The 19,814-nt window shown below is 60.2% G+C and carries 21 protein-coding genes and 1 tRNA gene; 1 reads left to right on the plus strand and 21 read right to left on the minus strand.

The annotated features are described in order from the left end of the window. Positions 1–3 precede the first annotated feature (3 nt). The 19 genes from J4D28_RS11465 to J4D28_RS11555 all read right to left on the minus strand — a co-directional run bounded on the left by J4D28_RS11465 (position 4) and on the right by J4D28_RS11555 (position 17,964). Positions 4–1,686 carry a hypothetical protein gene (locus J4D28_RS11465; protein ID WP_016703391.1) on the minus strand — a complete coding sequence of 561 codons (1,683 nt, stop codon included), beginning with the start codon at positions 1,684–1,686 and terminating at the stop codon, positions 4–6. Between the two features lie 95 nt (positions 1,687–1,781). Beyond that, positions 1,782–4,082: a hypothetical protein gene (locus tag J4D28_RS11470; RefSeq protein ID WP_009050463.1), complete on the minus strand. Its 2,301-nt coding sequence runs from the start codon at positions 4,080–4,082 to the stop codon at positions 1,782–1,784. Positions 4,083–4,628: 546 nt separating this feature from the next. Further along, positions 4,629–4,704 (minus strand) — tRNA-Lys (locus tag J4D28_RS11475). Positions 4,705–4,767: 63 nt separating this feature from the next. Then, a complete protein-coding gene (queC, locus tag J4D28_RS11480; protein ID WP_016703389.1) occupies positions 4,768–5,469 on the minus strand; it encodes a 7-cyano-7-deazaguanine synthase QueC in 702 nt (233 codons plus the stop codon). A 1-nt stretch (position 5,470) separates the two neighbouring features. Next, positions 5,471–6,118 carry a 7-carboxy-7-deazaguanine synthase QueE gene (queE, locus tag J4D28_RS11485; RefSeq protein ID WP_103331436.1) on the minus strand — a complete coding sequence of 216 codons (648 nt, stop codon included), beginning with the start codon at positions 6,116–6,118 and terminating at the stop codon, positions 5,471–5,473. A 166-nt stretch (positions 6,119–6,284) separates the two neighbouring features. Continuing rightward, positions 6,285–7,109, minus strand: coding sequence for a tol-pal system protein YbgF (ybgF, locus tag J4D28_RS11490; RefSeq protein ID WP_103331435.1), 825 nt, complete (start codon positions 7,107–7,109; stop codon positions 6,285–6,287). Between the two features lie 6 nt (positions 7,110–7,115). Beyond that, positions 7,116–7,613, minus strand: a complete 498-nt coding sequence (pal, locus tag J4D28_RS11495) for a peptidoglycan-associated lipoprotein Pal (RefSeq protein ID WP_003178634.1) — start codon at positions 7,611–7,613, stop codon at positions 7,116–7,118. Between the two features lie 52 nt (positions 7,614–7,665). Further along, positions 7,666–8,925: a Tol-Pal system beta propeller repeat protein TolB gene (tolB, locus tag J4D28_RS11500; RefSeq protein ID WP_007931107.1), complete on the minus strand. Its 1,260-nt coding sequence runs from the start codon at positions 8,923–8,925 to the stop codon at positions 7,666–7,668. A gap of 38 nt (positions 8,926–8,963) precedes the next feature. After that, positions 8,964–10,043, minus strand: coding sequence for a cell envelope integrity protein TolA (gene tolA / locus J4D28_RS11505; RefSeq protein WP_007931108.1), 1,080 nt, complete (start codon positions 10,041–10,043; stop codon positions 8,964–8,966). After that, complete coding sequence (gene tolR, locus J4D28_RS11510; protein ID WP_007931110.1) at positions 10,043–10,495, minus strand: protein TolR; 453 nt, start codon at positions 10,493–10,495, stop codon at positions 10,043–10,045. The genes tolA and tolR overlap by 1 nt, the downstream gene beginning before the upstream one ends. A gap of 14 nt (positions 10,496–10,509) precedes the next feature. Next, complete coding sequence (tolQ, locus tag J4D28_RS11515) at positions 10,510–11,205, minus strand: protein TolQ (RefSeq protein ID WP_007931111.1); 696 nt, start codon at positions 11,203–11,205, stop codon at positions 10,510–10,512. Continuing rightward, positions 11,195–11,662 (minus strand): tol-pal system-associated acyl-CoA thioesterase, encoded by a 468-nt coding sequence (ybgC, locus tag J4D28_RS11520; RefSeq protein ID WP_009050467.1) that lies wholly within the window; start codon positions 11,660–11,662, stop codon positions 11,195–11,197. The genes tolQ and ybgC overlap by 11 nt, the downstream gene beginning before the upstream one ends. Before the next feature lie 139 nt (positions 11,663–11,801). Beyond that, entirely contained in the window at positions 11,802–12,860 is a 1,059-nt protein-coding gene (ruvB, locus tag J4D28_RS11525) for a Holliday junction branch migration DNA helicase RuvB (protein ID WP_009050468.1), read from the minus strand. Further along, complete coding sequence (gene ruvA, locus J4D28_RS11530; protein WP_009050469.1) at positions 12,861–13,469, minus strand: Holliday junction branch migration protein RuvA; 609 nt, start codon at positions 13,467–13,469, stop codon at positions 12,861–12,863. It lies immediately after the preceding gene. A 114-nt stretch (positions 13,470–13,583) separates the two neighbouring features. Continuing rightward, a complete protein-coding gene (gene ruvC / locus J4D28_RS11535; RefSeq protein ID WP_007931118.1) occupies positions 13,584–14,108 on the minus strand; it encodes a crossover junction endodeoxyribonuclease RuvC in 525 nt (174 codons plus the stop codon). 162 nt (positions 14,109–14,270) lie between these two features. Next, positions 14,271–15,017: a YebC/PmpR family DNA-binding transcriptional regulator gene (locus J4D28_RS11540; protein ID WP_007931120.1), complete on the minus strand. Its 747-nt coding sequence runs from the start codon at positions 15,015–15,017 to the stop codon at positions 14,271–14,273. A gap of 117 nt (positions 15,018–15,134) precedes the next feature. Then, complete coding sequence (gene aspS / locus J4D28_RS11545) at positions 15,135–16,910, minus strand: aspartate--tRNA ligase (RefSeq protein WP_009050470.1); 1,776 nt, start codon at positions 16,908–16,910, stop codon at positions 15,135–15,137. Positions 16,911–17,006: 96 nt separating this feature from the next. Further along, a complete protein-coding gene (locus J4D28_RS11550; RefSeq protein WP_007931131.1) occupies positions 17,007–17,228 on the minus strand; it encodes an FmdB family zinc ribbon protein in 222 nt (73 codons plus the stop codon). 262 nt (positions 17,229–17,490) lie between these two features. Beyond that, on the minus strand, positions 17,491–17,964 hold the full coding sequence (locus J4D28_RS11555) for a Dps family protein (protein WP_009045289.1): 474 nt from the start codon (positions 17,962–17,964) through the stop codon (positions 17,491–17,493). Positions 17,965–18,422: 458 nt separating this feature from the next. Between J4D28_RS11555 and J4D28_RS30575 the strand changes: the two genes are divergently transcribed. Next, entirely contained in the window at positions 18,423–19,028 is a 606-nt protein-coding gene (locus J4D28_RS30575) for a cold-shock protein (protein WP_009050471.1), read from the plus strand. Positions 19,029–19,106: 78 nt separating this feature from the next. Here the strand turns inward: J4D28_RS30575 and J4D28_RS11565 are convergent, their stop codons facing one another. Together J4D28_RS11565 and J4D28_RS11570 are read right to left on the minus strand one after the other, a co-directional pair. Beyond that, positions 19,107–19,313: a SlyX family protein gene (locus J4D28_RS11565; RefSeq protein ID WP_009050472.1), complete on the minus strand. Its 207-nt coding sequence runs from the start codon at positions 19,311–19,313 to the stop codon at positions 19,107–19,109. Between the two features lie 3 nt (positions 19,314–19,316). After that, positions 19,317–19,742 carry an HIT domain-containing protein gene (locus J4D28_RS11570; RefSeq protein ID WP_028683237.1) on the minus strand — a complete coding sequence of 142 codons (426 nt, stop codon included), beginning with the start codon at positions 19,740–19,742 and terminating at the stop codon, positions 19,317–19,319. Positions 19,743–19,814: the final 72 nt, after the last annotated feature.

The following is a 19,814-nucleotide window of genomic DNA, read 5'->3' on the forward strand; positions in this document are numbered from 1 at the left end:
GCGCTATCCCTGCCCGGTGCCGCGCGGGGGCAGAACCAGCAGCATGCTCGTCTGATTGTTCGCGGACTCGATACGCGTCGTCCCGTCTGCCAGGTAATAAAGGGCAAGGTAATCGTAGATCGGCGTCACACCGTCGACGGATGTGCTACTTGCATACTCGTAGCCGCTTTCGCGGGTGAACGTGAAGTCTTGCCCGTCGCCTGGCGGGTTGGTGAACGTTACCGTCACCTTCACCTGCTCGTTCACGCTCCAGTCGATCCGCGATGGATCGAGCGTGACCGACGCGGGCAGCGTATGAGGCGTGATGTCCACGCTGACGGCGGCTGTCGGGATATCGAACGGCGTGAGCTCATCGTTGACCTGCAGCGTGCCCGCGAAGCTGGTCGCGGCTGAATCCGGATCGACCACCATGTACCGGTACGTGATGGACGGATGGACGCGGTCGAGCGTGACACCCGCCGGACCGAAGCCCTGGATCGCCCATGTCCATGACGGGATACCCAGGTTGCCCGATTCGCTCGTGCTGAGCGCAAGCTGCACCTGATCCCCCACGCCGAGCCTGTGCGCGGTCAACGTGACCGACTTCTCCTGCAACGGAGACTCGGCCTTGACGAACGCGAGGGCGGGCTGCGCGCCGGGCTGGATGACGGTGCCGGTCTCCTGACCGGCCTGGTCCGGCGTCTTGCCGGCGATCGTGTACTCGAGCCAGTAGGAGAACGAACCCGGCGTATAGTCGCTGCGCGCGACGAGGCGCACCGGCAGCGCGCTCCTCTCGCTATTCCCGCCGAACTCATAGCGGACGCTGACGCTCTGGATGAGGGCGGGCATCTGGCCGTCGAGGACGAAGTCGCGAATGCCGACCTCGTCGAGCGTGATCGATGTCGCGCCCAGCCCGTCGATCTCGCCCGAGTCGAACGGCTGGAGTCCCGCCTCCGGCTTGAACGTGACGACGTAGCGATAGTGGTAGTCGAGCCACCACGCGACCGGGGAAATCGCCGTCTGGAAGATGCCGGTCGACCATGGCTGTGTGCGGCCCGGATTGAAGACGTTGTGACCAGGCGCCCCGCCCGGGTTGGCGACGGTCAGCGCGATCGATTCGATCGGCAGCGTTTCGAAGTAGTCCGCGACCGGCGAGAAAGTGACCGGTGTGACGGGCGGCAGCGCCGGTAGCACCAGCAGCGGCGTCGAACCGGCGCCCGACTGCACCCAGGTCGAGTCGTCGTTCAGCGTGTAGGTCGCCGTCCATGGGTAACCTGCGGGCGGCAGCGACAGCCAGCGGGCGGTGGCGCTGGCGGTGGTGAAGGTCAGCGAATGACCGGCGAGCTCCACGTCGATGCGCGCGACCCGGGTCCAGTCGATCAGCAGCGGTGTGACGGTGACAGCGGTGGTGGCGGGAATGCCGGCGCCGACCTGGATCGTCGTACCGTCGGCCACCGTGAGCGGAATCGGCGTGGCTTCGCCGGTGGGGCCGAATTGCTGGCCCTCATACAGGACGCCGCCGGCGGTGGCGGGGCCAGGGTCGAACTGCCACGTGTCCTCCGGATGCGCGGCGGTGAGCGCGCACCAGTGGTTCGCGCAGTAATTGTGCTCCGTGTCGAGATAAACGAGATTCAGCACGATCAAGCTGAGCGGTGGGGTATCCCCGTCCAGCCCGTGACCGACGATGCGATAGAGGATGTTCGCCATGGTGGCTCCGAACCTATGAGTGCGTGCAGGAATGCGGGGGCAACAGCCCCCGCGACATTGCAGTCCGCCCGGCGCAAGCCGGGCGGTGGCGCACGTTATTTCACACTCGTGAGCGCTTCCTCTCTGGCCACGTTGACGCCCGTGATCAGACGAAGGTGAGCTGCCTCGATCGCGTGCGCATGCTCTTGCGGAACGAGGTAGGGCCGTTCGTTGGCCAGCACCTGCCTCTCGCTCCATGTCCTTGGCAGCACGAGCAACGCCGATGTCATCTTCGTCTGCTGGATGACGACTGGCGCTGCGTCCTTCGGATAGTAGGCACCCGAGTAGTACCAGGTCAGGCTGGGCTCCTGCCCGTCGAGCATGAACGAGTAGTACTGACTGCCCGTTCCCTTGAGGAACTGGAACGGGTGCTGCTTGATCGGTTGCCCGGTCGCATTCAGCAGGTAGATGTCGATCTTGACCATGTCATACAGGTTCCACTGGATCAGCGACGGATCGATGGTCACCATGGTCGGAGTCTGCTTTGCGGTAACGTTGATCGGTTGCCGCTGCGGCACGTACCACGGCGTCGGGTAACCGATGATTTCGCCGTCGTCTACGTATTGCACCGTCACGTCGCAGTAGGCGTTCTTGTTGTTCGGCGCGAGGAATTTCCACGGGTCGATCGGATCGCCTTTCTGGTCGACCTGCCAGACATTGCCCTGCACCGAAATGCTGTTGTCCGGATCGACGTAGTACGCGGATACATAGACGTTTTCCATGCCCGGCGTCCATACCGGATACAGGGTGACCTGCTGCAGGGCCAGCGGGGATCCGATCTGCACAGAGTTCTGGTTGGTTGGCTGGCTGGGCGCGAGGGACACGCGCGAACCGTCGCCCATGACGTAGATCACCGAGTAGGTGTAGTTCGTCGTATAAGGGAGCGCGGTCAGGAACGATACGGGCCACTTTTCCTCGTTCGCATAGAACACATAGTTCAGCGTCTTGGCCTCTGCCGCCTGGCCGGGTGCCACGTTGGTATTGACGAATACGAAGTCGACTTGCACTTGCCGCACCGATTGCGCAGAGGTCCCAAACTGGATGCCCGACGTCTGGAACGTAACGGCCAGCGCTGCGAGCGAACCGGCAGTGAATGTCACGCTCGCGCCTCCCACGGCGGCGGCGTCGCCCTGGATCGTCGGCGACTCATACGACGTTTTGTCCGTGTAGGTAACGATGTATTTGTACGAATAGCGCAGGTTGGGCGAGCCATCCGGATTGCTGACCGCGGGGCGCTTGAAGGGCCAACTGGTGTTGTCCTTGGTCAGGGTCGCGGAGTCGTTGCCCGACGGCGATTGCACCAGAACCTGCACCGAGGCGACCCCGGCGCTGATCAGGTCGACGTTGGTCAGCTGGAACACGACCGAGAGCGGGGTGTAGTCGACCACCTTGTAGACCCGATCCCACACATCCGCCGGGAAGGCAGGCAGCAGGCTCGACGACTGCGCAATCCAATCGACCACCGTGTTCTGCGAGTAGGTGTACGAGAACGAACTCACCTGGCTCATGCTGAAGGAGTAGTCGTTTCCTGATGGATTGTTCGTCTGCATCATCGCGATGGTCGCGTTGACGGACTGGGTGACGGCATTCTGCAGGGTTTGCTGAGCCCAGTTGGTGATCGCCTGCCCCTGCGCCGACATCGGGTCGATCTTGCCCCAGATATAATCGATCGTGCCGGACTGCGACTGGCTCAGGTACTGATTGATTTCGACGGTGCGGCTGGTTTCCGAACCCCAGACGTTTTTGTCGACCTGGATGGTCTGCTCGTACTGATAGGCGACGCTCGAGTCGAATCCAATCGTGACCGTCACGCCCGGTAACGATCCCGGCACGTGCATCTGGTACTGGACATCGTACGTGCCACCACCACCCGGGCTGCTGAACGCGGTGATGAACGCCGCGACCGCGGCCTGGTCCGGCAGGGAGATCAAGAACGACGCACGGGCACTCGCCTGCCCGATATCACCGGTGGTCGGCGCCAGAGAAGGCCAGGCCACCGCCGAATAGCTGTGTATCTGCCCGTCTTTGTCGGGATACTGGTAGTTGAACCAAGTGGTACCGAGAGTCCAGTCCCAGCCGCCGATCCGGACGTCGCTGCCGAACTTCTGCTGCACGGCCTCGATGGCCCCCGGCGGAGTTTGCAGCACAGTCTGGAAATTGCACTGTCCGGAAACGCCCGCGCCATTCGTGAACTGCTGCAGCGAGAATTCCGGCAGACCGCTCGTGGCGATCGCGAATTGTGGCTGCGGAACGATGTAATACTTTTTCGCGTCCTGATTGTCCTTGTAAATCTGGATCGTGTATGACCTTCCGCCGAAATCGTACTTCAAGGTATCCGAGGTTCCGATATCCAACATAACTCTGTCTCCCGTAACGTCCTGTGACATGAAGTGAGCGTCGTGCCGGAACGCTCGACCTTGTCACCCGCGTGCCGGCGAGCGTTGTTTGAGTCATTGATAAGGACGAGTGAGCGGCCGGATCATCATTCGGGCATTCTTGAGCACCGGCAACTACCAGAGTTGGTAGGTGCATGTGGCATGTATTCTGCTTTTTCGTATCGAACCGGATGCTGTCCGATCGCGGCCTTTGAGTGGCCGAATGGCATCGGGTCTGGTGCAGGCACGCATCGTCGCAACGCGTTCGTGCATGTGAGACGACATGGATGGGTAGTGGCCTGTGCTCCCTTCATGAGGGGGAGAATGCTGAAGCCACAAGATCTTGAAGGGCCATGGGCGGTATGGGCCGACAGAAGCGCGGTAGAACCATCACAAGTACGTAGACCTTAGAGGCCCCTGTTGTACCTTGAACACCTTCCAGCCCCGCCCCCTCTTTTCTGCAGGCAAAAAAAAACCCGAAAATCCTCACTTTCGTGGGCCTTTCGGATTTTAAATACTGCTAGAAAATGGTGGGTCGTGTGGGATTCGAACCTACGACCAATTGGTTAAAAGCCAACTGCTCTACCAACTGAGCTAACGACCCGCTGTGTGGTGGCGCGTATAATACTGATTTATAAAAAGAATTCAACACCCAATATGAAAAAAATCAAAAATAAGCTGTTGGGTCGCTGACACCGGCCGCGGCAAAACCTTCTGCACGCAGACGGCAGCTGTCGCACTTGCCGCAGGCACGCCCTTGATCATCGGCCTGGTAGCAGGACACGGTCAGGCCGTAATCAACCCCGAGCTTGACGCCTGCCTTGACGATATCGGCCTTGCTCAGGTTCTGCAGTGGTGCCTGGATACGGAATCCCTGCCCCTCTACCCCGGCCTTGGTCGCCAGGTTGGCCATGCGCTCGAAGGCCTCGACGAACTCCGGACGGCAATCCGGGTACCCCGAATAGTCCACGGCGTTGACACCAATGAAGATGTCCCGCGCGCCCAACACTTCCGCCCAGCCCAGTGCCAGGGACAGGAACACGGTGTTACGTGCCGGCACGTAGGTGACGGGGATCCCTTCGCTCGGAGCCTCGGGCACATCGATGGAGCTGTCGGTCAGCGCGGAGCCGCCGATACCGTTGAGGTTGAGGCCGATCACCTTGTGCTCGACCACGCCCAGGTCGCGAGCGACACGCTCGGCCGCCTGCAACTCGGCGCGATGACGCTGGCCGTAATCGAAGCTCATGGTGTAGCAGCGGTAACCTTCGGCACGGGCCATGGCCACCACGGTGGCCGAATCCAGGCCGCCGGACAGCAGGATTACCGCACGCTTTTCAGCGGCCACTTGCTTCTGTGCTTGATCAGTCATATCAGCGCCCCGGCTCGTCATTCCAAAGATATTTATGCAGCTGCAATTGCAGGCGCACCGGCAGGTTATCCGCGACGATCCAGTCGGCCAGATCGCGTGCATTCAGGTCGTGATGGCTCGGCGAGAACAGCACCTCGCCCGCCCGCCGCTCCAGACCATACTGGATCAGCTTGGAAACCGCCCAGTCGTAGTCCTCACGGGAACAGATGACAAACTTGATCTGGTCGTTCGGCGTCAGCAGCTCGATGTTTTCATAACGATTGCGCTGGACCTCTTCCGATCCCGGCGTCTTCAGGTCGAGCACTCGACTGACCCGCGGATCGACCGCGGAAATATCCAGGGCTCCGCTGGTTTCCAGCGAGACTTCGTAACCGGCATCACACAGCTGCTTGAGCAGGGGAATGGCGTTAGGTTGCGCCAGAGGCTCGCCCCCGGTCACACAGACGTAACGCGGGCGGAAACCGGCGACCTGCTCGAGAATGCTCTCGAGGGTGCGGATGGTGCCGCCGCTGAAGGCATAGGCACTGTCGCAGTACTGGCAACGCAGCGGACAACCGGTCAGGCGCACAAATACCGTGGGCAGGCCGGCAGTCCGAGTTTCACCCTGCAACGAGTAAAAAACTTCGGTAATTCTCAATGTGTCTTGCATAGTCGCCACGGGCGTAACAGCTAAACAGGCTGTCCGCCTCCGTCAGGCACCTCGAGGAATCCCGCAAACACGGTAATCCCAGGAAGCGTGTTTCATAAAAAGGGCATGGATTCTAACGAAAAAACCCGCGGCAAGCGCGGGTTTCTTCCAAACAGCTCAAACTCGATTACATGCGTTGCAGATCGCGCTGAGCCAGCTGGGCGGCGGAAGTACCCGGATATTGGGCCACCACCTGCTGCAGAATGCCCTTGACCTTGTCAGTGTGACCCAGGCGGCGCTCTACGTCAGCCAGCTTGTACAGCGAGTCCGGCACCTTGGCATGCTTCGGATACAGCTGGGATACCTTGGCGAATGCCTGGCCGGCCCCTTGCAGGTCGCCTTTGGCCAGGTTCACTTCGCCCAACCAGTACTGGGCATTACCCGCGTACTGGCTATTCGGGTATTTACGCAGGAACGCGGCGAAAGCCTGGCTGGCCTTGTCGAAGTCCTTGGCCTTGATCAGGTCGAAGGCTGCCTCGTAATACAGCTTTTCCTTCGCCGGATCGCCCGGTTCACTGCTTGCCGCTGGAGCTTGCGAGGCAGCCCCGACAGCGGCACCGGCGGCACTTGCATCACCACCGGCAGAAGAATTATCAGGAGTCGCGGCAGGTGCACCGCCCGCTCCAATGCGCCGATCAAGATCCTGGTAACGCTCCAGGCTTTCCTGCTTCATGCGCGCAATATCGTTTTGCAGTACTTCAATCACACCTTGTTGCCGTGCGATTTGATCCTGCATTTGCTGCAGTTGCTGGAACAGCTCGCCCTGTGCCGAGACAGGGGTCGAAACCCCTCCCCCGGCATAGGCGCCGTTCGTGCCATAACCCGCTGGCGGATAACTGCCTCCGCTATTGTTATAGCCCGAGTTGTTATCGACCACAGGAACCGCAGCCCACACCGAAAGCGGCGCGAGGCTGAGAGCCAAGACAGTTAGAGCACGACGGCACGTTCGCATGACGAATTACTTACGCAGTTCGACGCGACGGTTTTGAGCCCAGGACTGCTCGTCGTTGCCGGTAGCAACTGGACGCTCTTCGCCGTAGGAAACCAGTTCCAGCTGAGCTGGGGAAACGCCTTGCAGCACCAGGTAGCGCTGAACGGCTTTCGCACGACGCTCGCCCAGAGCCATGTTGTACTCACGAGTACCACGTTCGTCGGTGTTGCCTTCCAGAACAACGCGAGCGCCGTTTGCTTTCAGGTCCTTGGCGTGAACGTCCAGAGCGCGCATGGCTTCTGGCTTCAGGTCCGAGCTGTCGTATTCGAAGTAGAAGGTGGTGATTGCGCGCAGAGCGGCTTCTTCGCTCAGGGAGCCGTCAACTGCACCGGTGTTAGCGCCGTAACCAGCGTTTGGATCAACAGCGCCTTCACCAGCGTTGTCGCCGCCTTTGGAGGAGCAACCTACAGCTACAGCCATGGCCAGAGCCAGCGCAGCAAACTTACCAAACTTCAGCATTTCCATCGTGAAACTCCTAATGAACCCCAGTGTGTTAAGTAAAACGTAAAGCGCCGCGTCAGTTCAGGTAAGGGGACCAGGACGGTTCTCTGACTTCGCCTTGAGCGGTAGGAAGCGGGAGCCTCACGCGTCCATTAATGGACACGAGCATCAAGACTCCCCGGCCCTGCTGGCGGGTGGCGTAGATTACCATGGTGCCGTTGGGCGCAACAGTAGGCGACTCATCAAGTGTGCTGTCGGTAAGGATTTTTACGTTGCCACGCTGCAAATCCTGGGCAGCTACCTTGAAGTTTGTGAAGCCGTCCTGCCGGTGAATCATGACCAGGGTTTTTTCATCCGCGGACAGTTTCGGGTTGGCGTTGTAGTTGCCCACGAAAGTCACCCGTTCCGCACCGCCACCACCGGCGCTGGTCTTGTAGATCTGTGGTTTGCCGCCACGGTCCGAGGTGAAGTAGATGGTCGAACCATCCTTGCCCCAGAACGGTTCGGTGTTGATGCCAGGACCTGCGGTCACTCGCGAGATCTGACGCGAACCCAGGTTCATCACATAGATGTCCGGGTTGCCGTCCTTGGACAGCACGAACGCCAGGCGCTGGCCGTCCGGCGACCAGGCAGGCGCGCCGTTCAGGCCTTCGAAGTTGGTGATCTGCTCGCGACGGCCAGTGTCGATGTGCTGAACGAAGATGCGCGGACGCTTCTGTTCGAACGACACATAGGCAATGCGCTTGCCGTCCGGCGCGAAGCGCGGCGACAGGATCGGCTCACGGGATTGCAGCAGGGTCACCGCACGCGCGCCGTCATAGTCGGAGCGTTGCAGGGTGTAGCGCGTGTTCTTCTCGGAGAAACGCTCTGCCGTGACATACAGCATGCGAGTCGAGAAGGCGCCCTTGATACCGGTGAGCTTCTCGAACGACTGGTCGGAGATGTAGTGAGCCATGTCGCGCAGCTGGTCGACGCTGCCCGAGACGCTACCGGTCAGCACTTGCTGTTCGGTGGCGACGTTGAACAGGGCGTATTGCACCTGCAGGCGACCGCCCGCCGGGACAATGCTGCCGACCATGATGTACTGGGCGCCCAGGGCCTTCCAGTCACGGTAGATGACTTCGCTGGCCTGGGTCGGCAGGCTGATCATGTTCTGCTTTGGAATCGGCGAGTAGTAACCCGAGTTGCGCAGGTCGTTGCCGATGATTTCAGCCATGTCGTCGGGCAGCACGCTGCCCCCTTGCCAACCGAACGGCACTACGGCGATGGGCGTGGCCCGGTCACTGCCACTGGTGACCAGAATGTTCTTTTCATCCGCTGTCGCTATCCCTGCCATACAGCAAATAACGACAAGCAATCCTCGAAGAAGGTTTCTCACAAGGCTAGATCCTCAGGTGTGAATGTCATCTTGAATGAACGATACGGAGCGAAATCGCTCGGCTTCATTCCCTGCATTTCTGTCAAACGTCCAATGTTCTTGACCGCAGCTACCGCCGAGGCATCGAACGGACCATCGCCGCTGGACTTGGCCACCGACACGGAAGTCACCGTACCATCCGGCAACATGCCGATTTGCAGCACGACAGTCATGTTGTTGCGCGCCGAAGGAGGACGAGCCCAGCCTTCCGCCGCACGAGCACGAATCAGATCGTCGAAACTGCCCGCGACTTCGTCGCCCTGCTCGTCCGCCAAGGCCTGCTGACGCTGCGGCGTGTCGGAAAGCAAATCAGCCAGGGCCTGGGCCTTTTTATCTTCGGCGGATTTACGCGCTGCTTCCTGAGCCTTTTTCTTGGCTGCGTCGGCGGCGGCTTTCTTCTTCGCGTCCTCGGCGACCTTCTTCTTCGCCTCGTCTGCTTCAGCTTTCTTCTTGGCGTCTTCCGCGGCTTTCTTCTTCGCGTCTTCGACTATCTTTTTCTTCGCCTCTTCAGCGGCCTTTTTCTTGGCCTCTTCTTCGGCGGCTTTCTTGGCTTCTTCTTCGGCTTTCTTTTTGGCTATATCAGCCAATTGTTTCTCTTCAGCCTTTTTCGCTTCCGCAGCCTTCTTCGCGTCGTCGGCTTTCTTGGCTTCATCAGCCTTCTTCGCCTCATCCGCTTTCTTGGCTTCGTCGGCCTTTTTCGCTTCCTCGGCTTTTTGAGCAGCCTCTTCTTTCTTTTGTTCCGCAGCCTTGACCGCTTCCTGCTCGACCTTTTTCTGCTCCATCTGCTCGACTTCAGTCTGGCGCGCGGCGGATTTCTTCGCCTCTCCCGCAATCTTCTGATTGGTCTGGGTGGTCGCCTGACTTTTCGATTTCAGCTGATACAGGGTCGCCTGGACGATCGGCTTGGACGGCGGCAACTCCGGCGTCATGGCAAAACTGACGAACAGCATGCCGAACACCAGAACGTGCAGGGCAATTGCCCACACGCTAGGCCAGAAGTAGCTTTCCGAGGCGGACGGCTCTCGCTGTTGCTGCATCAGGGCGCCTCGGTAATCAGGCCAACGTTACCGACGCCGGCCTTCTGCAGCCCGCCCATGGCGCCCATGACGGCACCGTAGTCAACGGACTTGTCGCCGCGAATGAACACCTGGGTATGCTTGCCGCCTTCATTGCCGGCGCGAATGATCTTGGTCACGGCGTCGGTCATCTGCGGCAAGGTCATGGCCTTGTCCATCTGCTTGTCGGTGTCGACTTCGCTGCCAAGGTTCCAGTAGTAGGTCTTGTCAGCCTTGATCGAAATGGTCAGGACCTGGGTGTTGTTGTCCTGCGGCAAGGCTTCGCTGGAAACCTTGGGCAGATCGACTTTCACGCCCTGATTGAGCATCGGCGCGGTCACCATGAAGATAACCAGCAGTACCAACATCACGTCGATGTAGGGCACCACGTTCATCTCGGCAACCGGCTTGCGTTTGTGGCGAACTCGGGCCATGGGGATTTACCTGCTCACTCTTCGCTGGTGTGCACTTTACGGTGCAGGATCGCCTGGAACTCGTCGGCGAAGGTGTAGTAACGGCTGATCAGGGTCTCGCCACGGGCCGCAAAACGGTTATAGGCAATAACGGCCGGGATCGCGGCAAACAGGCCGATCGCGGTGGCGATCAGGGCTTCGGCGATACCCGGTGCTACGGTCGCCAGGGTCGCCTGCTGGGCGCTGGCCAGGCCGCGGAAGGAGTTCATGATCCCCCAGACGGTACCGAACAGACCGATGTACGGGCTGACCGAACCGACGGTGGCGAGGAACGGCAGGCTCTGCTCGAGCTTCTCTTCTTCGCGGGAGATGGCGACACGCATGGCACGCGCGACACCTTCCATGACCGCCTCGGGATCAACGCCCGATTGCTGGCGCAGGCGCGAAAACTCTTTGAAACCGGCACGGAAGATCTGCTCCACACCGGAATCAGGGTCCGGGTTGCTGCCCGCCTGACGGTACAGCTTGGACAGGTCGATGCCCGACCAGAAGCGCTCTTCGAAGCTCTCCAGGGCGCGTCGACCGGCGCGCAGCAGGTTGCTGCGCTGAAAGATCATGATCCATGAGGTCACCGATGCGGCTACCAGGGTCAGCATTACCAACTGCACAACGATGCTGGCATTGCTGACCAAGCTCCACATGGAGGAATGGTCGACGACGTTAGCTTCCACGCTTTATCTCCTGCTCTGAGTGTGTACCCGCGCCGCTCACGTCGGCAAAGGCCGCACGTAGAGCTTCGGGAATGGCCCGGGGTTTCAAATTGTCGGTGCGCACACAGGCCACCAGAAACTGCCCTTCGCAGAGCAGTGCATTATCCGTGGCTCGCCTGACCTGCTGTTTGAAGCGCAGGCTGGCCCGGTTCAATTCGATGACTTCTGCACTTACCAGAAGCTCGTCGTCCAGTCGCGCCGGCGCGTGGTAGCGCGCTTCGCTGGAATGCACGACGAACAACAGGTTCTCCCCTGCCAGCTGCGATTGGGCAAAGCCCAGATCTCGTAGCCGCTCGGTTCGAGCCCGTTCCATAAACTTAAGGTAATTAACGTAATACACGATGCCGCCGGCATCGGTGTCTTCGTAATAAACGCGACAACGATGTGCGAACGACCCAAGCCCGTTTTGCGCGCGCATACTCTAGTGCTTACTCCTCAGGTTGCCAATCCGGCCAGGCAACTGTTTTTCATTCTCGAACGCCTTTCTGGCGAAATAACGGCAATGCCAGCCCCCTAGGACCACACAGGCTGCGAATAAATCGCTGCCCAAGCGGTTATTAATCGTCCACGGCATCGAGGAATTCGTCTACCACGGGCATCTCGCCCAATCGTGACGGGATGTTAAGACCGAAGTGCAGATAGGCATGCCGGGTCACCACACGGCCCCGCGGCGTACGCATGATATAGCCCTGCTGGATCAGATAGGGCTCGAGTACGTCCTCGATGGTGTGCCGCTCTTCGCTGATCGCGGCCGCCAGGCTGTCGACCCCCACCGGCCCGCCGTCGAACTTCTCGATCATGGTCAACAACAGGCGCCGGTCCTGGTGGTCGAAGCCACGCTCGTCGACATCCAGCAGGTTCAGCGCCAGGTCGGCGATGGGCTTGGTGATGTGGCCCTTGGCACGAACCTCGGCAAAGTCCCGCACCCGACGCAACAAACGGTTGGCGATACGCGGCGTGCCGCGGGCGCGCCGGGCGATTTCGAAGGCGCCGTCCGGGTCCAGCGGCAAACCGAGAATGCCGGCGGAACGCCCGACAATGGTCGCCAGGTCCGCGGTGCTATAGAACTCCAGGCGCTGGACAATGCCGAAGCGATCGCGCAGCGGGTTAGTCAGCATGCCCGCGCGCGTCGTCGCCCCCACCAGGGTGAACGGCGGCAGGTCGAGCTTGATCGAACGGGCCGCCGGCCCTTCGCCGATCATGATGTCCAGCTGGAAATCTTCCATGGCCGGATACAGCACTTCCTCGACGATCGGCGACAGGCGATGGATCTCATCGATAAACAGTACGTCGTTCGGTTCGAGATTGGTCAGCAGCGCCGCCAGGTCCCCGGGGCGCTCCAGCACCGGGCCCGAGGTGCTCTTGATCGACACCCCCATTTCCTGGGCGATGATGTTGGCCAGCGTGGTCTTGCCCAGCCCCGGCGGGCCGAAGATCAGGGTGTGGTCCAGCGACTCGTTGCGCCCGCGGGCAGCCTGGATGAACAGCTCCATTTGCTCGCGCACCGTCGGCTGGCCGATGTATTCGGCCAGGCTGACGGGGCGAATCGCACGGTCCTGGACTTCCTCGCGCTCACGGGGGCCCGTGGCGGCGATCAGACGATCTGCTTCTATCACTTAAATCATTCCCTTCAGGGCGCGGCGAATCATGTCTTCACTGCTCAGGCCTTTTTCCTTGATCGCGGAAACCGCCTTGCTGGCTTCCTGCGGCTTGTAGCCCAGGGAGATCAAGGCACTGACCGCATCGGTCTCGGCACTGGCCACCGGCATCGGCGCATCCGGCTGGTTCGGCACCAGGGCAAACATGCTCGGCACGGTTTCCCAGGCCTTGAAGCGGTCCTTGAGCTCGACCAGCAGACGCTCCGCGGTCTTTTTACCGACCCCCGGCACCTTGGTCAGCGCCGAGGTGTCCTGTGCTTGCACGCAACGCACCAGTTCGTCGACCTCCAGGCTGGACATCAGCGCCAGCGCCAGTTTCGGCCCTACGCCATTGAGGCGAATCAGTTCGCGAAAGAAGTCCCGCTCGCGCTTGCTGGCAAAGCCATAGAGTAACTGGGCATCTTCACGCACGACCAAATGGGTGTGCAGGGTGAGCGGTTCACCGACCGACGGCAGGCGGTACAGGGTGGTCATGGGGACTTCCACCTCGTAACCCAGACCGTTTACATCGAGAATCAGGTGCGGCGGCTGTTTTTCAGCCAGGGTGCCGCGCAAGCGTCCAATCACGTTTCAGATCCTTAGCTCAGGCCAGATCAGCGGCCGGCGGGTCACAGAGCGAAGATCCGGGCCGGGCAGACAGGCGCGGGATGCTCCACTCATCAAATGTTTGCGCAGATGCTATCAGAGACGCAGGCGGCCGCCACGACTGCGTGCGGTACCCAGGCCGTGGGGCAGCAGGCTGGAACGGGTGTGGGCATGACAGATGGCAATCGCCAGGGCGTCCGAAGCGTCGATCTGCGGCTTGCTGGTCAACTTGAGCAAGTGCATGACCATCATTTGCACCTGTTCCTTGTTGGCCCCGCCGGTGCCCGCCACGGCCTGCTTGACCTGAGTGGCGGTGTATTCGGCGATTTCCAGGCTTTCCTCGGCCCCCGCCACAATCGCCGCGCCACGGGCCTGGCCCAGTTTCAGGGCCGAGTCGGCGTTACGCGCCATGAACACCTTTTCAATGCCCATGGTCACCGGACCGTAGGTCTGAATGACCTCACGAACCCCGCGATAGACGATTTGCAACCGCTCATGCAGCTCGCCGGCGCCCGTGCGAATACAGCCCGAAGCCACGTACACGCAGCCACGCCCGGTATCACGTACCACGCCGTAACCGGTGATGCGCGAACCCGGGTCGATACCAAGAATAAGAGTCATAACGCCTGCAAAGAGAAAATTCGGTTGCCTAAGGTAACGCCGGGAGAAGCTGGAGAAACAAAAAATCGCAGCCTTCGACAGCTCCCCTACAGGTACAGCGTAACCCTGTGTGTAAAGGGGGGAAACCGCCGAAGGCTGCGATCTTTTATCGTGCTATCAGCATCAGCCGAGTTGCTCGGCCACCGACTGGGGAATATCCGCGTTGGAGTAGACGTTCTGCACATCGTCCAGGTCTTCGAGCATGTCGATCAGCTTGAGGATCTTCTCGGCGCCTTCCAGGTCCAGCTCGGCGCTGGTAGTCGGCTGCATGACGATCTCTGCGTCGTCGCCCTTGAAACCGGCCTCTTCGAGTGCGTTGCGTACCGCATAGAAGCCAGTGAACGAGGTAAACACATCGATCGAGCCGTCTTCGTGAACAACCACGTCATCGGCGTCGGCTTCCAACGCCGCATCGGTCAGTGCGTCCTCATCGACGCCCGGCGCAAAGCTGATCTGCCCCTTGCGTTCGAACAGATACGCCACCGAACCGTCAGTACCCAGGTTGCCGCCACATTTGCTGAACGCATGGCGCACGGCCGCTGCGGTACGGTTGCGGTTGTCGGTCATGCATTCGACCATCACCGCCACGCCGCCCGGGCCATACCCCTCATAGGTCAGCTCTTCGACGTTGTCGGCCTCGGTCGCACCAGCGCCACGGGCAATGGCGCGATCGATGATGTCGCGGCTCATGTTGGCGCCCAGGGCCTTGTCCAGGGCCAGACGCAAACGCGGGTTGGAACCGGGTTCGCCACCGCCCTGGCGAGCGGCGACCGTCAGCTCACGGATCCACTTGGTGAAAATCTTGCCTCTCTTGGCATCCTGACGCTCTTTGCGGTGCTTGATGTTCGCCCACTTGGAATGACCTGCCATAACGCGCTCCAAATTCTCTTTGAAACAATGCCCGCAACGCCTGTAACGGCGGGCGGGCAACAAATATCTCGACCCAATAGAAAAAGGCGCATCCGCAGATGCGCCTTCAGGTCGGCCTTACTCAGCCTTTGGCTGTTCGCGCAGGCGGATGTGCAGCTCGCGCAGCGCCTTGGCGTCGACCAGGCCAGGAGCCTGGGTCATCACGCAAGCAGCGCTCTGGGTTTTCGGGAAGGCAATCACTTCACGGATCGACTGGGCGCCGGTCATCAGCATCACCAGACGGTCCAGACCGAACGCCAGGCCGCCGTGCGGCGGTGCGCCGTACTTCAGGGCGTCCAGCAGGAAGCCGAATTTCTCTTCCTGTTCCGCTTCATCGATGCCCAGCAGACGGAAGACCGCCTGTTGCATTTCCTTGCGATGGATACGGATCGAACCGCCACCCAGCTCGGTGCCGTTGAGCACCATGTCGTAGGCACGGGACAGCGCGGTCGCCGGGTTGGCCTCCAGCTCTTCCGGCGAGCACTTCGGCGCGGTGAACGGGTGGTGCAGCGCGGTGAAGCTGCCGTCGTCGTTCTCTTCGAACATCGGGAAGTCGACGACCCACAGCGGAGCCCATTCGCAGGTCAGCAGGTTCAGGTCGTGACCGAGCTTGATCCGCAGCGCGCCCAGGGCCTCGCTGACGATCTTGGCCTTGTCGGCGCCGAAGAACACGATGTCGCCGTCGACCGCACCCACGCGATCGAGGATCACGTTCAGGTTGGCTTCCGGGATGTTCTTGACGATTGGAGACTGCAGACCGTCAACGCCATTGGCGCGTTCGTTGACCTTGATGTAGGCCAGGCCCTTGGCGCCGTAGATGCCGACGAACTTGGTGTAATCGTCGATCTGCTTGCGCGGCATGCTCGCCCCGCCAGGAACGCGCAAGGCGGCGATACGGCATTTCGGATCGTTGGCCGGGCCGCTGAACACCTTGAATTCGACTTCCTTGAGCTGGTCGGCAACATCCACCAGCTCCAGCGGGATACGCAGGTCCGGCTTGTCGGAACCGTAGCGACGCATGGCCTCTTCAAAGGTCATGTGCGGGAACTCGCCGAATTCCAGATCCAGCACTTCCTTGAACAGGTTGCGGATCATGCCTTCGGTCAGGCCCATGATGTCTTTTTCATCGAGGAAGCTGGTTTCGATGTCGATCTGGGTGAACTCAGGCTGACGGTCGGCACGCAGGTCTTCGTCGCGGAAGCATTTGGCGATCTGGTAGTAGCGGTCGAAGCCGGCGACCATCAGCAACTGCTTGAACAGCTGTGGCGACTGCGGCAGAGCGAAGAAGCTGCCGGCGTGGGTACGGCTCGGCACCAGATAGTCACGCGCGCCTTCAGGGGTGGCACGGGTCAGGATCGGGGTTTCGACGTCGAGGAAACCGTTCTCGTCCAAGTAGCGACGGATGCTGGTGGTCATGCGCGAGCGCAGACGCAGCTTCTCGGCCATTTCTGGACGGCGCAGGTCGATGAAGCGATAGCGCAGGCGGGTTTCTTCGCCCACGTCGGAGTATTCGTTGAGTGGGAACGGCGGGGTTTCCGCTTCGTTCAGCACTTCCAGCTGGTAGCCCAGGACTTCGATCATGCCCGAAGCCATGTTGGCGTTGCCGGCACCGGCCGGACGCAGGCGCACCTTGCCGGTGATCTTGACCACGTATTCGCTGCGCACACGGTCCGCGGCGGCAAAGGTTTCAGCGCGGTCCGGGTCGAACACCACCTGGGCCAGACCTTCACGATCACGGATATCGAGGAAGATCACCCCGCCATGGTCGCGACGACGGTGGACCCATCCGCAAAGGGTAACTTCCTGACCTTCCAGGCTTTCGTTCAGTTGGCCGCAATAATGGCTGCGCATCATGGTAGTGGTTTCACTTCTCGTAATTCGAAATTCGATGGGAGGCCTTGCGCACCTCGGGGTACCGGATAATGCAAGAGCTCGCGCGTGTCGTTCAACTTAATCAGCTTTGTCGCCACCGGCCAGGTTCTTCTTGGCGCCGGTCTTGAAGTCGGTCTCATACCAGCCCGAACCGCTGAGGCGGAAACCTGGCATGGACAGCATTTTTTTCAGCTCGGGCGCCTGGCAGGCAGGGCAATCGACCAACGCAGGCGCGCTGATCTTTTGAATGGCTTCCAGCTGATGACCACAGGAAGCACATTGGTAGTCGTACATGGGCATGAGAGCGTCTCGGCGTACTTAACGTCTGGCTTAACCCGTGCCGAGGCCCGGGTTATATAGCAAAGGGCGGGATTATATCCATTAAATCGGCCCTGTGCAGCCGTATGACGGCACCGATAGACCATCGCCCGCCGAAACGAAGCCAGCACTCCGCTGCCATACCCCAGCCATCGGGCCTGAGGGCGAACCGCCATGATCGGACGACAAGTCATGCCCCATAAAAGCAAATGGCGCCGATAACGGCGCCATTCGGTCTGCGGGATTATTGCTCGCTCAACAGCGAGCGCAGCATCCACGCGGTTTTCTCATGCACCTGCATCCGCTGGGTCAACAGGTCCGCGGTGGGTTCGTCGCTGACCTTGTCGATGATCGGGAAAATGCCACGCGCAGTGCGGGTCACCGCTTCCTGCCCCGCCACCAGTTGCTTGATCATCTCATCGGCGCTTGGTACGCCCTCTTCTTCCTTGATCGAAGAAAGACGCGCGTAGATGGAATAGGCGCCTGGCGCCGGGAACCCCAGGGCGCGGATACGCTCGGCGATCAGGTCCACCGCCAGCGCCAGTTCGTTGTACTGCTCTTCGAACATCAGGTGCAGCGTACGGAACTGCGGGCCCGTGACGTTCCAGTGGAAATTATGGGTCTTCAGATACAGCACATAAGTATCTGAAAGCAGGCGAGAGAGCCCCTCCACAATGGATTTGCGATCTTCTGCGCTGATACCGATATCGATTGCCATGTCTATCTCCGTTAGCACATTGAATTCAACAGGTCAGGTACCGGACCACTCTAGCAAGACTACCCTGCACCCGCAGCCCGGGATTGCCCGAGACCGTGCGACAGATTGCCCCCCCGAGCGGGCGACCAGTACCTGCAAGAAAGCCCACGCCGGTTGTGACCCACCTGAGAAGCCACCGTTCCCGATTTTTTAGATGCTGGCCTCTAGAACAAGGCTTTGCCCGATAGTCCGGTATTCCCTCAGGACAATCAGGACTTTCGCCCTTCACCCGGCTACAGCACCTGATTTGAGAAGGCCTGGGCTTTGCTGTTAAATAGAGGCCGTGTCGCTGTTGCCTATTTCTCGGCCTCAGCGCATAGGCTGATCCCGCGCACGTGCTCACCGCCTCCCATTGTTCAGAAGCGAACCGTGCACGCTCAGCTCTTCCTTGTGATCCGTCTTAACGTGAGTTCATTAAAATGTTGAAAATCGTCCACCTGCTAACGGGCGCAGCAGCCTTGCTGCTGTCCTTTATCCCTAGCCTGCGATCCGAAGCCGTTCCCTTCCTGCAACAACCCGATGCTCTTTACCTGGCCTTTTTCGGCCTGCTCAACCTGACACTGGCTCCGGTTATCCCCTACTGGAACAAAGGCCCGCGTCACCAACTGCAAAACCTGGTCAGCGCGCTTCTGGTGCTGGCGGTGGTCTTGCAGACCTTGACCCTGCTGGCGCCGATGCCGGTTATCGCAGGTCAGCCGGCTGTGCTGTTCAGCCTGGTGACCGCGGCGATTGCCGTTCTTCTGCACCTGGCTGTCAGCTTCTACAAATCGTCTCCTTCGGCTAACACTTCGCAAACCTACGACATGAGCAATCGCGATACCGGCACCGTCAAGTGGTTCAACACTTCGAAGGGTTTCGGCTTCATCTCTCGCGACTCCGGCGATGACATCTTCGTGCATTTCCGCGCCATCCGTGGCGAAGGTCACCGCGTCCTGGTGGAAGGCCAGCGCGTGGAGTTCTCCGTCATGAATCGTGACAAGGGCCTGCAAGCCGAAGACGTGATTGCGGCATTGCCACGCCGCTGATTCACGCCCAATAAAAAACCGCGACGCAGCCAGGCTGCTCGCGGTTTTTTATTGCCTGGACGGCAGACCGTCCGGCGCTCAGTAATGTGGCGGCGGAGCCTCTTCTTCGAATGACTCGAACTGCCCCACCATTTCCTCCTGACGCTTGAGCAAAGCGGCCATCTGCAACTGCAGGCGCTCGACCACCCGCTGCTGCCCTACCAGCACGTCGTTCAGGGCTTGAATGGTGTCATCCTGAAAAGCCAATCGGCTTTCCAGATCTGTTACCCGTTCTTCCAGGCTCATGACTCAGCCCTCCAGAAACTTGAAATCATCGGTCAGTACCAGTCGTAACCGCTCACGAATCACGGCCACCTGTTCGGCGTCGTAGGGCTTGGCAGGCAGCTTGCCCCATACCGGAGCAGGCCAGGCCGCGTCGTCGCGCTTGCGAACGATAACGTGCATGTGCAACTGGCTGACGACATTACCCAGAGTCGCCACATTCAACTTGTCCGCATCGAACGAGTCTTTAAGCAACTCCGCCAGCGCCGTGGTTTCTCGCCACAGTTGCTGCTGGTCCGCGTCATCCAGTTGAAACAACTCGCGGATATCTTCCCGGCGCGGTACCAGGATGAACCACGGGTAATTGGAATCGTTGGACAACAGCAGCCGGCAAAGGGGGAAATCCCCAATGGGCAATGTGTCTTGTTGAAGTCGTGGATCTAAAGCGAACACCGCGCGCACTCCCGCTCAGCTCATCAAGTTTCAGCTTAGCGAACGCCATGACCGGCTGCCCGCCAAGCGACA

This window comes from Pseudomonas sp. GW531-T4, assembly GCF_017349615.1.
Taxonomy (GTDB): Bacteria; Pseudomonadota; Gammaproteobacteria; order Pseudomonadales; family Pseudomonadaceae; genus Aquipseudomonas; species Aquipseudomonas chlororaphis_I.